Origin of the sequence: Vibrio sp. 1727, from assembly GCF_033344415.1 — a bacterium.
Lineage (GTDB): Bacteria > Pseudomonadota > Gammaproteobacteria > Enterobacterales > Vibrionaceae > Vibrio > Vibrio alginolyticus.
Window position 1 is genome coordinate 214,200 of the sequence record NZ_JAWPOT010000003.1, and the last position, 14,735, is coordinate 228,934.

At 44.8% G+C, this 14,735-nt stretch carries 15 protein-coding genes; 8 read left to right on the top strand and 7 right to left on the bottom strand.

Features of this window, described 5'->3' with window-relative positions:
* The first annotated feature begins 87 nt into the window (after positions 1–87).
* The 3 genes from dgcN (at position 88) to fusA (ending at position 4,453) form a co-directional block, all read left to right on the top strand.
* Positions 88–1,092: an N-acetyltransferase DgcN gene (gene dgcN / locus R8O10_RS05270; protein ID WP_158159504.1), complete on the top strand. Its 1,005-nt coding sequence runs from the start codon at positions 88–90 to the stop codon at positions 1,090–1,092.
* Between the two features lie 50 nt (positions 1,093–1,142).
* Positions 1,143–2,135, top strand: a complete 993-nt coding sequence (gene dgcA / locus R8O10_RS05275; RefSeq protein ID WP_318191176.1) for an N-acetyl-D-Glu racemase DgcA — start codon at positions 1,143–1,145, stop codon at positions 2,133–2,135.
* A gap of 293 nt (positions 2,136–2,428) precedes the next feature.
* A complete protein-coding gene (gene fusA / locus R8O10_RS05280; RefSeq protein ID WP_104980430.1) occupies positions 2,429–4,453 on the top strand; it encodes an elongation factor G in 2,025 nt (674 codons plus the stop codon).
* A 75-nt stretch (positions 4,454–4,528) separates the two neighbouring features.
* Here fusA and R8O10_RS05285 read toward each other — a convergent pair whose 3' ends face one another.
* The gene (locus tag R8O10_RS05285) at positions 4,529–4,723 is read right to left on the bottom strand and encodes a hypothetical protein (RefSeq protein ID WP_005373920.1); all 195 of its coding nucleotides are present in this window, start codon (positions 4,721–4,723) and stop codon (positions 4,529–4,531) included.
* A 187-nt stretch (positions 4,724–4,910) separates the two neighbouring features.
* Here R8O10_RS05285 and R8O10_RS05290 point away from each other — a divergent pair, with 187 nt between their 5' ends.
* Positions 4,911–5,723 carry an aminoglycoside phosphotransferase family protein gene (locus R8O10_RS05290; protein WP_318191177.1) on the top strand — a complete coding sequence of 271 codons (813 nt, stop codon included), beginning with the start codon at positions 4,911–4,913 and terminating at the stop codon, positions 5,721–5,723.
* Here R8O10_RS05290 and nqrM read toward each other — a convergent pair.
* The 3 genes from nqrM to R8O10_RS05305 are packed head-to-tail and all read right to left on the bottom strand — an operon-like array spanning position 5,701 to position 6,705.
* Positions 5,701–5,910, bottom strand: a complete 210-nt coding sequence (gene nqrM / locus R8O10_RS05295) for a (Na+)-NQR maturation NqrM (protein WP_025768002.1) — start codon at positions 5,908–5,910, stop codon at positions 5,701–5,703. The two genes, R8O10_RS05290 and nqrM, sit on opposite strands and share 23 nt — an antisense overlap.
* Position 5,911: 1 nt before the next feature.
* A complete protein-coding gene (locus R8O10_RS05300) occupies positions 5,912–6,418 on the bottom strand; it encodes a NifB/NifX family molybdenum-iron cluster-binding protein (RefSeq protein WP_005373923.1) in 507 nt (168 codons plus the stop codon).
* The gene (locus tag R8O10_RS05305; RefSeq protein ID WP_005373924.1) at positions 6,415–6,705 is read right to left on the bottom strand and encodes a DUF134 domain-containing protein; all 291 of its coding nucleotides are present in this window, start codon (positions 6,703–6,705) and stop codon (positions 6,415–6,417) included. Before R8O10_RS05305 ends, R8O10_RS05300 begins: the two co-directional genes overlap by 4 nt.
* 500 nt (positions 6,706–7,205) lie before the next feature.
* Between R8O10_RS05305 and R8O10_RS05310 the strand changes: the two genes are divergently transcribed.
* From R8O10_RS05310 to ompV, 4 genes are all read left to right on the top strand, one after another.
* The gene (locus tag R8O10_RS05310) at positions 7,206–8,105 is read left to right on the top strand and encodes an ABC transporter permease (protein WP_005373926.1); all 900 of its coding nucleotides are present in this window, start codon (positions 7,206–7,208) and stop codon (positions 8,103–8,105) included.
* On the top strand, positions 8,098–9,327 hold the full coding sequence (locus R8O10_RS05315) for a quaternary amine ABC transporter ATP-binding protein (RefSeq protein ID WP_005387213.1): 1,230 nt from the start codon (positions 8,098–8,100) through the stop codon (positions 9,325–9,327). The genes R8O10_RS05310 and R8O10_RS05315 overlap by 8 nt, the downstream gene beginning before the upstream one ends.
* A 261-nt stretch (positions 9,328–9,588) precedes the next feature.
* Positions 9,589–10,122: a copper resistance protein NlpE gene (locus R8O10_RS05320; protein WP_158155736.1), complete on the top strand. Its 534-nt coding sequence runs from the start codon at positions 9,589–9,591 to the stop codon at positions 10,120–10,122.
* Between the two features lie 221 nt (positions 10,123–10,343).
* Positions 10,344–11,120 carry an outer membrane protein OmpV gene (gene ompV / locus R8O10_RS05325; RefSeq protein ID WP_318191178.1) on the top strand — a complete coding sequence of 259 codons (777 nt, stop codon included), beginning with the start codon at positions 10,344–10,346 and terminating at the stop codon, positions 11,118–11,120.
* Positions 11,121–11,195: 75 nt separating this feature from the next.
* Here the strand turns inward: ompV and R8O10_RS05330 are convergent, their stop codons facing one another.
* The 3 genes from R8O10_RS05330 to R8O10_RS05340 all read right to left on the bottom strand — a co-directional run bounded on the left by R8O10_RS05330 (position 11,196) and on the right by R8O10_RS05340 (position 14,703).
* Positions 11,196–12,863, bottom strand: coding sequence for an ABC transporter substrate-binding protein (locus R8O10_RS05330; RefSeq protein ID WP_158155732.1), 1,668 nt, complete (start codon positions 12,861–12,863; stop codon positions 11,196–11,198).
* Between the two features lie 160 nt (positions 12,864–13,023).
* Entirely contained in the window at positions 13,024–13,638 is a 615-nt protein-coding gene (locus R8O10_RS05335) for an outer membrane beta-barrel protein (protein ID WP_318191179.1), read from the bottom strand.
* Between the two features lie 180 nt (positions 13,639–13,818).
* The gene (locus tag R8O10_RS05340; RefSeq protein ID WP_005387224.1) at positions 13,819–14,703 is read right to left on the bottom strand and encodes a LysR family transcriptional regulator; all 885 of its coding nucleotides are present in this window, start codon (positions 14,701–14,703) and stop codon (positions 13,819–13,821) included.
* Positions 14,704–14,735 lie beyond the last annotated feature (32 nt).

Here is a 14,735-nt window from a genome sequence, read left to right on the forward strand (position 1 = left end):
GTTATGCCTGCCTAACAAATAAGCATTCGGTTTCCTAAATTAGTCTGGCTACATTAATGAGCAATAACGATGACGAAGGGAACCATCATGCAAATTGCTCAACCTTACCTACTCTTTCTTGGCGATGTAACCGATCCACTCGCAGCAAAAACCGCGCGTGGCATATACCAATGGCGACCTGAGATTTGTCTTGGCCAAATCCGCCTGACGCCAGAAACCGTATCGCTTGGTTTAACCGACATGACACTACAACAAGCGCAGCAGCAAGGAGCAAAAACGCTGGTGCTCGGCACGGCAAATCCAGGAGGCGTCATTCCCGAAGCTTGGCAAGCAACCTTACTTGAAGCGGCAGAGATGGGATTTGAAATTGCATCGGGCATGCACCAACGTTTGGCGGAATTTGATCCTCTTGCCGATCTAGAACAACGCGGATTAACCAAACTGTATGATGTTCGCCATTATGATGCCCCGCTCAAGGTCGGCAATGGCAAAGCTCGTGCAGGCAAGCGAGTACTTACTGTAGGAACAGATTGCTCCGTTGGCAAAATGTACTCTGCCCTTGCCATTGAGTATGCATTGAAGCGTAAAAACTGTCGTGCAGAGTTCAAAGCAACGGGTCAAACCGGAATTCTCATCGCAGGCAGTGGCATTTCGATTGATGCTGTAGTTGCCGATTTTATCTCCGGCGCAGTAGAAGCGATCAGCCCTGAGTTCACCGATCACGATTGGGACATCATCGAAGGGCAAGGTTCATTGTTTAACCCTTCATTTGCTGGCGTAAGTTTGGGCTTACTTCACGGCGCACAAGCTGACGCTCTGATACTGTGCCATGAGATTGGTCGCCCGCACATCCGCAACTTACCACATGCGAGCTTGCCAACCATTGAACAAACGATAGAAGCGAATCTGGCCGCTGCTCGCCTAACAAATCCAAACGCTCAATTAGTGGGTATTTGCTTAAACACTTCGGCGCTCAGCGAAGAAGATGCAGCCCAGTTATGCCAGGATTGGAGCGACAAATACCAAGTGCCCGTCACCGACCCTGTACGTTTTGGCGTTGATGCGGTTGCAGATAGGCTCCTTACGATTTAAGAAACATTTACGGTTTAGAAAATAACTGTGGTTTAGGGAAAACTAGTGAGATGAAAATTCATGTAGAACCTGTCACGCTTGCCATGGCGACACCATTTCGCATCTCTCGCGGCAGTCGGACAGAGTGCCACGTAGTCCGAGTGACAATTGAACATCGAGGCATGACCGCCCAAGGTGAATGCACGCCATACCCTCGTTATGGTGAATCGGTTGAATCGGTGATTAAGGCGATTTCTCACGCCGCACATGAACTGCAAAGTTTGTATGCCAAAGGCGAAGCTGATGTCATGGTTCTCAAAAGCCAGCTTCAATCGTTATTGCCCGCGGGGGCGGCAAGAAATGCATTGGATTGCGCCCTTTGGCATCTTCACGCGCTTTTGAGCCACAAGCAACAGGTTCACGACCTCTTTACGTTACCAGAGGCGATTGTGACGGCGATGACGGTTTCTATCGACACGCCGCAAGCGATGGCAAAACAGGCACAAGCTTATCTTAGCCAAGGCGCAAAACTGCTTAAGGTAAAACTGGATGGTGAACACGTGCTTGAGCGCGTTGCAGCAGTACGCGATGCTGCGCCGCACGCGCAAATTGTTTTAGATGCGAATGAAGCGTGGCAAGGCCTCGACCTCGCGACGGTATTTGCTCAACTCGAACCGCTAGACATCACCATGATCGAACAACCGTTGCCACAAGACTGCGATAACGTACTCGCCAGCATTCCGCACCCCATTCCACTTTGCGCCGATGAAAGTTGTCACACCAGAGAGCAATTGCATCAGTTGGTTGGCAAATATGAAATGGTGAATATTAAGCTAGATAAAACTGGCGGGCTCACTGAAGCACTATTATTAGCCGACGACGCCCAAAAACTCGGTTTTAGCCTCATGTCCGGTTGTATGTTGGGGACGTCGCTGGCGATGCGAGCCGCGTTACCTATTGCTGCTCAGGCAAGCGTTGTCGATCTTGATGGCCCGGTGTTACTAGGACAAGATGTAACGCCAAGCTTGGTTTATCGCGACGGCGAAATCGTTTTTTCCAAATAGCCTAAACAATCCAGAGGTTTTGCTCCAAAAGTCAGAACCTCTGAGTTTATGATCTCGATTAAAAAACAATCAGCCCCATCATGAAATAAATCACATAAATTATATGGTTATTGAGGCATGCTAAGATTCCAGTAGTCCAAGAAGGTGGTCTTATGCATCGAGTCATCCGGAAAATGACGTGGAAAACGAATAGGCGGTAATCCCGCCCTACTCCAATGCAGTGCGTGGGTTTCTATAACAACCCACTTCCTAGCAATTCGTAGGTTTTTCACGCCATCTTGCAAGGAGGCTTTATGCCTATCAATAAAATACGCAATATCGCTTTTGTCGGTCAAACCGGGACCGGTAAAACCACACTGATAGAAAAACTGCTCTTCACCTGCGATGCCACCCACCATTTAGGCAGCGTAGAAAAAGGCGATACTGTTACCGACTTCGACCCTCAATCCATCCAATATCAACACAGTATTGAAGCAACGCCAGTCGCACTGCGCTGGAATAAACACCGGCTCAATATCATCGACACTCCGGGACAAAACGAGTTACTTGGCCGTACTATCAGCGTTTTTCCTGCCGTTGAAACATCCGCCCTTGTCATCGACCCTCAAACACCGCTTAACCAAACTTCCGATCGCTTATTCACCTTTGCAAAAGAGCAGCAAAAATGTCAGATGATCATCATCAATAAGCTCGATAACCACGGTAATCAGTTAGAGAGATTGATGGAGAACATCGTTGAGCATTTTGGTGACCACTGCTTGCCGATCAACTTACCTTCGACTGACGGGGAATCTGTAGTTGACTGCTATTTCGAACCAGAATTGGGACGAGAAACCTTACTTGCAACAGTAGATGAAGCTCATGAGACCTTAATTGACCAAGTCATCGAAGTCGATGAAGAACTGATGGAACTGTATCTGGAACAAGGCTCTGAACTCACCGCAGAGCAACTGCATGATCCGTTTGAAGAAGCACTGAGAACTGGACATGTGATTCCGGTCTGTTTTGTCTCAGCACAAACCGGCGCGGGCGTCGAGTTGCTGCTGCGCACCTTGGCGGAGATCATGCCCATGCCAAACGAGGGTAACCCTCCTCTACTGGAAAAGAACGGCAAAAAAATCAAAGTAAATTGCGAAACCTTAGAGCACACCGTCGCACACGTGTACAAAGTCAGCGTCGACCCATATATGGGAAAACTTGCCTACTTACGTGTGTATCAGGGTGAAATCAATGCGGGCAGCCAGCTTTATATTGGCGAAAGCAACAAGGCATTTAAAGTTGGGCACTTATATCAACTGCAGGGCAAAGATAGAACCGAGATCCCTCGCGCGCTTGCAGGCGACTTCTGCGTTTTAGCCAAAGTGGATGATCTCGAATTCGATTCAATCGTTCATGACTCTCACGAAGAAGATGGTGTTCAACTCAAAACGTTGGACCTTCCTGACTCCATGTATTCTTTGTGCTTGAAGCCTCTTAAGCGTGGAGATGAGCAAAAATTAGGAGATGTGCTGAATAAAATTGCCAGTGAAGATCCTTCGCTGCGCATCGAACATCGCGCTCGCACCAACGAAACCATCATCAGCGGCCAAGGGGAGTTTCACCTCAAAGTCGCATTAGAAAAGATGGCGAACGTGTACAAACTGGACGTCGAAACCTGCCAACCAAGCGTCGAATACTTTGAAACCATCACCAAACCTGCCGAAGGGCATTATCGACACAAAAAACAAAGTGGCGGTGCAGGCCAATTTGGTGAAGTGCAATTGAAGGTTCGTCCACTCGAACGTGGTGCCGGATTTAAGTTCATCAACAAAGTGGTGGGTGGCGCCATTCCAACCGCGCTCATTCCTGCTGTTGAAAAAGGTATTTTGCAAGCGTTAGAGGAAGGCGCGATTTCTGGCAACCCAATTAAGGATGTGGAAGTCACCGTTTATGACGGTAAATATCACTCCGTCGATTCGAAAGAAATAGCGTTTGTCATCGCAGGTAAGAAAGCCTTTTTAGATGCGATTAACAACGCAGATCCTATTGTGCTAGAACCCATTGTCCAGATGGAACTGCACATCCCAACCGCGAATGTTGGCGATGTTTCTGGTGATTTATCTGGAAACCGAGGCTTAATCGAAGGCTCCGAGCCAATAGACAGCAGCTTCACTTTACTCAGAGCCAAGTCACCAGTAAATGAGCTGCAAGATTACGCTCGTCGATTGCGCTCCATCACGGGTGGTGAAGGCAGTTTTAGTATGACTTTAAGCCATTACGAGCCCGCGCCACCAGCAGTGCAAAAACAGGTCTGCCAAGGCAGTGCACAACAAGGTTAATTCCCTAAGATTCAAATCAATCACATAAACAAAAAAGCGCCCTCATTTTGAGGGCGCTTTTAGGTAAAAGAAAAATTATTTATCGAGAGACAAACCTATCTGACTGATTTTGCTTTCAAACTCTTCGATGCTGTTCGCTTTGTAAGTCGGAGCACCGTTAAAGTAGCGCGGTTTCTCTGGCAGCATCGCATTTTTCAGCTCTTGTTCTTGATCGATATTGTCATGGTAAACCGTTACACGATTTGGAATATCCTGCTTCATTACAGCCATTTTGGTTCTCCTTTATTAAGACGAATAGTAAGCGTAGAACGAATTTATCGGAGTACAGGCGAGACTGTGTAAAATTTAGACACTCACAGCAAAATCATATTTAAACAGTTGCATTTAATATTTTTGAGGCACTTTGTCGTGGCTATTGGCAAACGTGAGTACAGCGATTAAGGTGAGATTTCTCTACATGAAGACAGGAAGTCCGGTGTCGCAACAAGAACTCAATCAAATGGGCAGTGCCAAAGTTTTTCTCATCGAAAAAGATGGCGTTCAAGTAATAGAAAAACGTAACCCTACTCAAATAGAAGTGGCGTTTTATCAACGCTATGCCGAGCAGTTTAACGCGCTTGGAATACACGTACCGCGCTTGATTCAACTCGACGACCAGAAAAACGTTCTGCACATTGAATACGTTCCCCACGCAGTCGAGCAAGCATTCTTACTTGAAGATCCTCGAGTCATTGAACAGCTCGTCAAACTGCACCGACTTCCACCAACATCAGATGGTGTTTATCACCGCCACCAGTGGACACCACAAGCGACTCAACAAGCACTCACTACACTTAAACTGGGCTCAGAGACAGAACAGTTCTTCCACCAACTACAACAACGAGCGGCGCACCTTTTTGATAGGCAGAACTTGATCTCCGGAGACTCGAATGCTGGAAACTGGGGACAGCGTAGAAATGGCGAGCTGGTGCTGTTCGACTGGGAGCGCTTCTCTACAGGGCATGTCGCGATAGATTTAGCGCCGCTCATCGAGGGCATGGGCACATTTGATGATTACTTGAACGTAGCAGGCAAGTATATAAAGTGCGCAGAGAAAGGTGAAACAACAGCATTGGCGCGCGATATCGGACTAGCAAAAGCGTGGATCGTTGTCGAGGTAGTCAACATACTGGTCTCCAGAGAGAATCCGCAGACCAGCAAGTATTTGGACTGGTTTCGGCAAACCTTGCCGCAATGGGCCAAAAGCCTTAGTGCTCAGGTGATGAGTTAGGCTCTGAGATTTGATGTAAACGCCTTTCAGGTTCTGCGCATGAGGTTTCGCAGTTGCATACTTTATCAACACCGACGTTGTTTAAACCGCCGCAACTTCCTTGAATACGCTTGTTATGAAAAATGACACCAAGTGACATCAACAAAATGATTGCGAGAAAACCAAGAAAGGTAAATAACCAAACCATATTAACCTGCCTTATTAGCCATCGACTCTAGCTTAAGTATAGCAGGGCTAGATGTTGCTTTGAGTAGCGCTTTAGGTCTTGCCAACAAGGAGGTTTTTGATTTTTGGCCACCACAACCACAGGAGCCGCAGCCGCCTTTTTGTTTGTGAACACTTTTCTTATGATTGTTTGATGGGCGTCCTTGAGAGGGCTCAATCAAAGGCTCTCTTGGAACCGCAAGCACATCTTCCAAGGAACTACGAGTAGACAGCCTAAATACTGGCGTGCCACTGCTAAGTAGCTTTGCCAATACACGTTCACCGATATTTCGCACAAGAACAGCATCCACGTTGTACCCTTGTAGAGACTGAATCAACTGAGACTTCGCATTACAACCCGCTTGTGGCATAGAAGCAATGTTCGCTAAGTTTTTTAGCATACCGTCAGTATCAGAATAAATAGCAATGTATGGTGCTTTTACAAAGTGGTTTGCCACCCGCTCACCATCATTAGGAATAGCATAAATCATAAGTTTGACTCCTCATTCGGAAAAACTAATGCATGACCTTCAACTAAACTTTTTGCGACTTTCAATCTTGCACTTTTTACTGTGTTACCAAAAGTTTGTCTAGAAACGCCCATCTGCTCCGCAGCTTGCTGCTGGCTAAGCCCCTCTAAGTCGGCTAAACGTAGCGCTTCTAACTCTTCTGGTAATATGGCGACTTGCTCCAACTGATTAAATGGAATGCCATTGGGCTTAAAGCAATGGTGAGCCGCACGTCCGCATATTCGTCTTTCTATCTTTGGTCTTGCCATCATTGTCCCTCAAAAACACAGAGTCAAATTACGCCTTAAACTGGCATATGCCAATAACATTTTTAGCATATGCCAATAAACTAAGTTTGCAAAAATCAACACGACAAATACGTAATACATCAGCATTAATTAGACATCTAATAATTTAGGAATTTTGATGACAAACGAACAAAAAGATCAATTCTAATTAACCGGATAATAAAAACGTTAGTTTGCGCAGATTTTTCATACAAATACACGCTAATGTGTTCATTTTATTGAAGAAGAAAAACTATAATCCAAGCAAATCATTAGTTTGAACACTAATGATTGTTTTATTTAAAAGGATGTATACCTAAGGAACGAAAAAGAGAAGTTTGACGACATCGGCCTGAGCTTAAAGGGTAATACTTTCGATACAGAACCTGTCGAACGACCATTACTTGGCCTAGGCGCCCTACTCTTCTTGCCAAATTAAGTTTCTTGAAAGCGCTTAGGTATATCAGAAAAAGGAAGTACATATGTCTGACTCAAATTGGCTCAGCGAATTCCCGGAAATGGATGCCTCTGATCTCAGGGCGATTCGCAAAACACTCGACGGCGCCTACAGAGATTTCTCTCGCGAGTATGGTGAACTCATTGAGTCTCTGTTTGATCCGCTCCTTGCGTTTCTTGTCTGGTTTGAAAAACTTCTGATTTCTACACCTTGGTTCATTATTTTAGGTGTCTGCACCACTCTCGTTTATGCCGCCAGCCGCTCTTGGAAACTGGCCGCTGCATGTTTTGGTTCGCTGATTCTGATTGGCTATTTTGGAATGTGGGAAGACACTATGCGTACGCTCAGTATCATCACTGTATGTACTATGCTTGCCATCGCACTTGGTATCCCTATCGGCATCGCTATGGCGCGCTCTAATCGCATTCAGTCGGTGGTAACACCATTACTCGACGTCATGCAAACCATGCCGGCATTTGTGTATCTCATTCCAGTTGTGATGTTATTGGGCATCGGGAAAATTCCTGGCCTTATCGCAGTAGTGATCTACGCGATTCCACCGGTTATTCGTTTAACCAATTTGGGCATTCGTCTAGTTGATAAAGAAGTATTGGAAGCCGCAACCGCATTTGGTGCCAGCACTCGGCAACGGCTTTTTGGGGTTCAGCTTCCGCTTGCAATGCCAACCATCATGGCGGGAATTAACCAAACGATCATGATGGCACTGTCAATGGTGGTCATCGCATCAATGATTGGGGTAAAAGGTTTAGGTCAGCCTGTTCTAAAGTCTATTACCAATCAATATTTCACTCTTGGTCTTCTCAATGGTTTAGCAATTGTCGCCCTAGCAATCCTTTTTGATCGTGCTTCACAAGCGTATGCGAAACGCACTCAAGCTCATTTAGGAGACTCAAAACATGACTAGTCCACTTATCGAAATCAGCGGTCTGTATAAAATCTTCGGTACCAGACCCAATAGCGTGATTGAGCGCGTTAAGTTGGGACATAGTAAAGAGCAGGTTTTAGCGGAAACGGGCCACACGGTCGGACTAAAAGACATCAACCTGCAAATTCAAAAGGGTGAAATTTTTGTCATTATGGGATTATCCGGTTCTGGAAAATCCACCATGATTCGCCACTTCAATCGATTAATCGATCCAACCATGGGGCAGATCTTGGTAGAAGGGGTGGATGTCATGCAACTTTCTAACAAAGAGCTTGAACAGTTTCGCCGTCACAAGATGTCTATGGTGTTCCAACGCTTTGGCTTGCTGCCTCATCGCACTGTTATCGACAACATCGCATATGGTTTGGAAGTTCAGGGAATGAATAAAGAGGCGCGCTTAGAAAAAGCAAATGAATGGTTAGAAACCGTTGGACTGACGGGTTATGAGCACCAGTATCCTGCTCAACTATCGGGTGGACAGCAACAGCGTGTGGGCCTTGCACGGGCACTGGCTACCGACGCCGAAATACTGTTGATGGACGAGGCTTTCTCGGCATTGGACCCTCTGATTCGGAGCGAAATGCAAGATCAGCTGGTAGAGCTGCAACAGAAGCTGCACAAAACCATTATTTTCATTACTCATGATTTAGATGAAGCGCTTCGACTTGGCGATCGCATCGCGATTCTTAAAGACGGTGAACTTGTCCAACAAGGCTCACCAGACGAAATTTTACTGCATCCTGCCGATGAGTACGTTGAAGCCTTTGTAAAAGACGTCAATAGAGCGCGAGCACTGACAGTCGAAACGCTGATGCAGCCACCTTCATACTGTGTTCGCGCTGAAACCATTGAAGATGCGCTGAGTGAAATGAAACGTGTTAAACGTGATTATGCCTACCATGAGACCAATGCAGGCTATCAAGGCGTGATAACACAGCAAGGATTGCTAAACGCAGCGAAGTTAACTCATATATCAGATTGGCGTGATGATATCTATGAAGAGGTGCCTATCATCTCTCCACATTTAGCCATTGAGCAAGTGCTGACTGAAGTCATGTCGTGTGAACATTCACTGCCCGTCATCGATGAGCACGGCCATTTGAAAGGCGAATTAAATCGTCAGGTTATTGCGGAGCTGTTTTCTGATCAACGAAGCACAAAACGAGGCACTTCACGCTCAAGCTTCAATAACGTTTCTTAGATGATGTTGATAATACAGCTCACAACAATGTGGGCTGTTATCAATTAACTCACTCCCACTCCCCTTTTTAGATATTTATCTGTGGGCTCAAGCTTGATACCCAAAGCAACATTTACATTGTTCTGATTTTCCTGACAATTTCATGCTCATATCCGGTTTTATTGACATAGTTAGATCATTCTATTGCTTTTTGATGACGCAAATCCTCGATAAATGTCTACTATTACTCTCATACAAAATCTTGATTTAAAGAGGGATAAAATGAAAAAGACAATGTTGGCACTAACAGGCGCGGTAATCATTCTTGCAGGCTGTCAAGATGAGAAACCTGCCGAAACAAGCGCAGTTGAAGTACCTCAGGCAACGGAAACTGAAGTCACCACCAGTGCAGACGTTACGACTGAGACAATTGACACGTTACCAGTAGAAGAAGAACAAGTAATTACTGAAGAGACTTTTGTAGACTCTGAACACAACGCACAAAGTGCTCTGGACTGGAACGGCACCTACAAAGGAACACTACCTTGCGCGGATTGTGCTGGTATCGATATGACCATCACACTAAATCAAGATGGCACTTACGTACTTGAAGAAAGCTACCAAGGCAAAGAAGACGGTCAATCAAAATCTGAAGGTCAATTCACTTGGGACGCAAATGGCAGCATCGTAACGTTGACAAATGAAGATGCACCAAACCAATACTTTGTTGGTGAAAACGTACTTATGAAGCTAGACATGAATGGCGAAAAAGTAACGGGTGACCTAGCACCACTATACAACTTAACGAAACAGTAAGAAGTTAGTATCAATACCTGATAAATACCCCAAATCCGAGCCACCCCAGCTCGGATTTTTCGTTATTTTAACGAAAGCTATTCCAGCAACCTTTCTATTCTGAAGCAACATTCTGCTTCTTACCCTGATTGTTCATTACATTTCCATACGCTTTGCCGATAGATGCTTACAACGTTATTTTGTACAGTGTTCAAAACAAAACAGAACAACTCGGAAAAATGATGAAAAAAACATTAATTGCACTACTTACTCTGACAGCTGCTGGCTCAGCTTTCGCTGGCGATACTTACATTCGTAACGGTAACATCTACAACAACGAAGGCGGTTGGAACGTAGAAGCTGGTGTGGCTCAAGGCAGCGATCTTTTCAAAGATCAAAAGCATAATACAGCACCAATTCTCAACGGTGGTTACCATGGTGACGACTTTAATGCCGACCTAAGTGGCATTAACTACCGCTTCTTCGGTAACACCAATGAGTTAATCAACATGAGTACCTACCTTGTAGGTAGCGGTGTAATGCGCGACGATGATACAGCGAAAAGCCTGAAAGGCACAGATAAACGCCGCTTCGCCGTCGATCTAGGTTTAAACGCAGACTTTACACTGGATCAAAACAACGTCATTTCTACGTACCTTCAGCACGATATCAGTGGCGCTTACAAAGGTTACTTAGCGGGCGCGACTTACTTCCACATCATGAAATTCGGTAGTGTTGATTTTGTTCCTTTTGCTAACCTAACTTATCAAAGTGAAGACTACGTAGATTACTACTTTGGTGTAAAACAACGCGAAGCAAACGCAAACCGCAAAGCATACAAAGGTGATTCAACGGTAAGCTATGGTGTGGGCTACAAACTTGTTATGCCAATCAACGACAACTGGCAAGTAAGCCAAATGACACAATACACGCGCCTAGGCAGCGGTATCAGCGACTCATCTATCGTTGATAGTGCAAACCAATGGGTTGTTGGCGCAAGTGTGTCGTACAACTTCTAATCCGATACGCCCTTATAAAGCCATCATTTCGATGGCTTTATGCGTTGGACATTTGCTTAATCTTGAACACAGACTCTAGTGTGAATGAGCAATCCATAACCTATGTAAATCGCTATAGCCTGTATTCTTCACCTGCACACCTCGCACTTGCTGTGTTTTTGTCACTTCTTCGTAGCCAACAAACAAAGGCAAATATAGGTACTGATCGCGCAGCGCTTTCTCTAGGTTTAATAAAGACTGTAGCGAGTGATCATCTGCCATCGCCCTGCGAACCTTTTCTCTGTGCCTTAACATCTGGCTTTGATCAAAACTAAAACGCAGTCCAGTTGCTATCGACAGCCATTCGAAGATGCCATATTCAAATGGTGCTTCCATGACTTCCTCAATGAAGAGCAAATCTGCTTGGTGAGACACTACCTCAGGAAAACTAATGTCATCAATAACGACGATCTCCAACTCCAATCCCGTTGCACGAATCACACTGTGCAACCATTCGGAATGACGAATTAAACTCGGTATCGTCCAGACAGGTTCAGCTAATACCACTTTACCTTTCAGTTTAGGTATCACAACACCATCTGTTATTGATAAATCTTGCTCGTGAGTCTCTAACTGAATGCTGTCAACGGCACTTGGCGCATCATAAATTCGCTTTTGCACATGGATGTAATCAGCGAGTTGATACCAAGTTTCTTTTGTGAGTTGGGATTCCGCACGTTCGCGGTAGGTCAGATATGAAAATGCGCTAATTTTTTCCACTTCAACGTGATCGGAGCTTTGGTTAAAGCTCAACATATTTAAGGTTTTAACATCACCATGAGACAGCGTTATTTGATCTAACAATGCGCGTGCTGAAAAATACTCTTTGTGCGCTTCAAGAGTCATACTCTCCTGGTTCCAGCCGCTGATTTTAAATGGCCCAGTCCCTATGTGGTAGGAATAACTAGAACCGAAAGAGACGACATCTCGACACAGAATAGACGCATGAGGAGTTGCTAGCATGTATGGAAACAACTTGTTCGGATGCTTCAATATGATTTTTAAGCAGTTAGATGTTTCTGCAACCACGCTATCAATGCATTGCCAGAGCTCGTGAACTGGTCCTTTTATCTCCCTGAGTCTTTCTATACTCCAAACCACATCCTGTATGTTAAGGGGCTCGCCATCATGGCGATATATGCCTGGCCGCAACCATAACGTCATTACCTTGCCTTCCATTTTCCATTCATGTGCTAACGATGGCTCGATACCACCATTGGAATTTTGGGTCAGCAATACGTCATAAACGCTTTTCGCGACGTGTAATTCAGTGTGACGGTAAGTATTCGCAGGGTCGATTTTGGATACCCAAGGGTAAGAAGAAATCAAAATAGCGTTATTTGATTCATTCAATCGATTCACTTTTTCAGAAGCGATGGTTAGTGCTCTAACCGCGGTTTGACCGAACCAATCAATAAGTTTCGTTATTGAGTTCATTCTTCCTCTGCCAAGCTCCTCAACCAAAAACTCGGTCATCGCTTGTTGGAGGGAAATATTAATACTGAGACGGCTAGCGTTACTTCGGCCAATCGCAGGTTGCCAATCGACCCAATCGTAAGTGGCAAGCTTTTTCATCACAATAGAAACATTGCGCCTCGACGTGCAAATCACCGCTTCTAGCTCAGAAAGCGTAACAAGGTGATACTGGTGAGGTTCAAAGTGCTTTAACAGTAGATCCAGATACCTAAGATTGACATCGTTCACAAAGATTCCTAAGAGTTATTCCAAAGCAAAAAAATAGCACAGGACGCTTAGCAACTAAACTTCCTGTGCTATATCTAAACAAATTCAAAGCTTGGACTCAGCTCGACCAACAGAAGTCAAAAACGTTTACTAAGCCAAGAGGTAACTTGAATAAGTATACTTAGAAACGGTAGCTCATACCTACAGAGAATACATTGATGTCTGCATCAACCGTTACTTTTTCATTGCCAAATTTCGCAATGTCTAGCTCAGGCATCATGTATTCCCATTCAACTTGTAGAGCAAAGTTTTCAGTAATAGCGAACTTTGCACCTAAACCGTACATGCCTGTTACAGTGCTGTCAGAAATGGTGGTATGGCCTGCGCTACCGTCAATCACAGAGTTGCTAATTTTGAATTCAGCATTGAAGTAAGAAAGACCAGCTTTAGCAAAAAGGTTGAAACGATCGCCAATCGGTAGAGTCGCTTTTGGCTGAATCGATAGATACTTCATATCACCAACAGTAACAACTTTGCCGTCTAAAGCATCGTAGCCACCAATGGCTGCTTCTAGAGAAATGTATTCGTTGAATTTGTAACCACCGAATACTTTGCCTGAAAGGCTTGAGTCATCTTCAAGTTTAAGTTTAGTGCTAGCGTTAGTACCACCACCATTGATAGAGCCATTAACATCACCAAACGATGCTTGACCTACAGATGCACCAACGTAAGGAGCTGCGTTTGCAACAGAACATGTTGCTAGAAGGGCTGTCATTAGCCATGTTTTTTTAAACATTGTATTTCACTGCCTGTTAATTATTGAGGTTGTGTTTTGCCCATCCTTAAGCATGCCATGCTGTCCATTTCACTTGGTTTCAAAACCAAGTGGATGTTAATGAATAAAAACTCAATAAAACATGAAATATTTAGACACAACTTTGCCACTTTCTTTCTTAATTTTGACAATTTAGTCATTTCACAAGCATTGCTGCTTCAACCAGTTAGTGAGCTTGATGATTTCCGCTTGCTTGGCTCGACTCTTTTTATGAATAAAATAAAAGCTGTCTCCGGTTTCCAATCCATGAGAAGGGATGTACACCAAATCGTGCGCTTTATCTCTTTCATTGAGCATAAAATCATTCGCAAATGCGATGCCTTGGTCATAACGCGCCGCCTCTATTGCCAACAACATATGACTAAAATGTTGAACATCGACATCTTTCGGCAAGGTGTAACCGCCCGCTCTGCACCACTCTGCCCAATCTTTTCCTCTCTCTCGATAAATTGAGTCTGTCGACAAAATAGGGTATCGCCAAAGCGCTTCTGGAATCGGTTGATCTTGCAACTCTTTCCAAATTTTATGGCTGCAGACCGGATACAACGTCTCCGCGTATAACTTTACCGACATGTAGTTTCGCTTTGGCTTCTCTACCGTGATAAAACAATCGCCAACGCTGTCTGTCTGTTCAGGATCACCAACGACCATATTGAGTGTCAGATCGATTTCTGGATGTAGGCGCTTAAAATCAGACAAACGCGGAATAAGCCACTTTACGGCGAGCGAGCTATAAATCGCCAACCGTATGCTGCCTTTGTCCCCTTCTCGCACCTTTTGGCTGGCCATCGCAATTGAGCTAATTGCTGGGCTAATATCCTCTAAATAGCGGGTGCCCGTATCGGACAAAGAGAGCTTTCTGCCTTGGCGGATAAATAATGATTCACCCAAGTAATCTTCTAATAATCGTATCTGGTGGCTAACGGCACTTTGCGTCACATTGAGTTCTTCAGCAGCAAGCGAAAAGCTAGAGTTTCTGGCAACAGATTCAAAACAGTGAACCGCTCTGAGTGGTGGCAATTTCATTATCTAAAAATCTCATACTTAAACTAATAAAT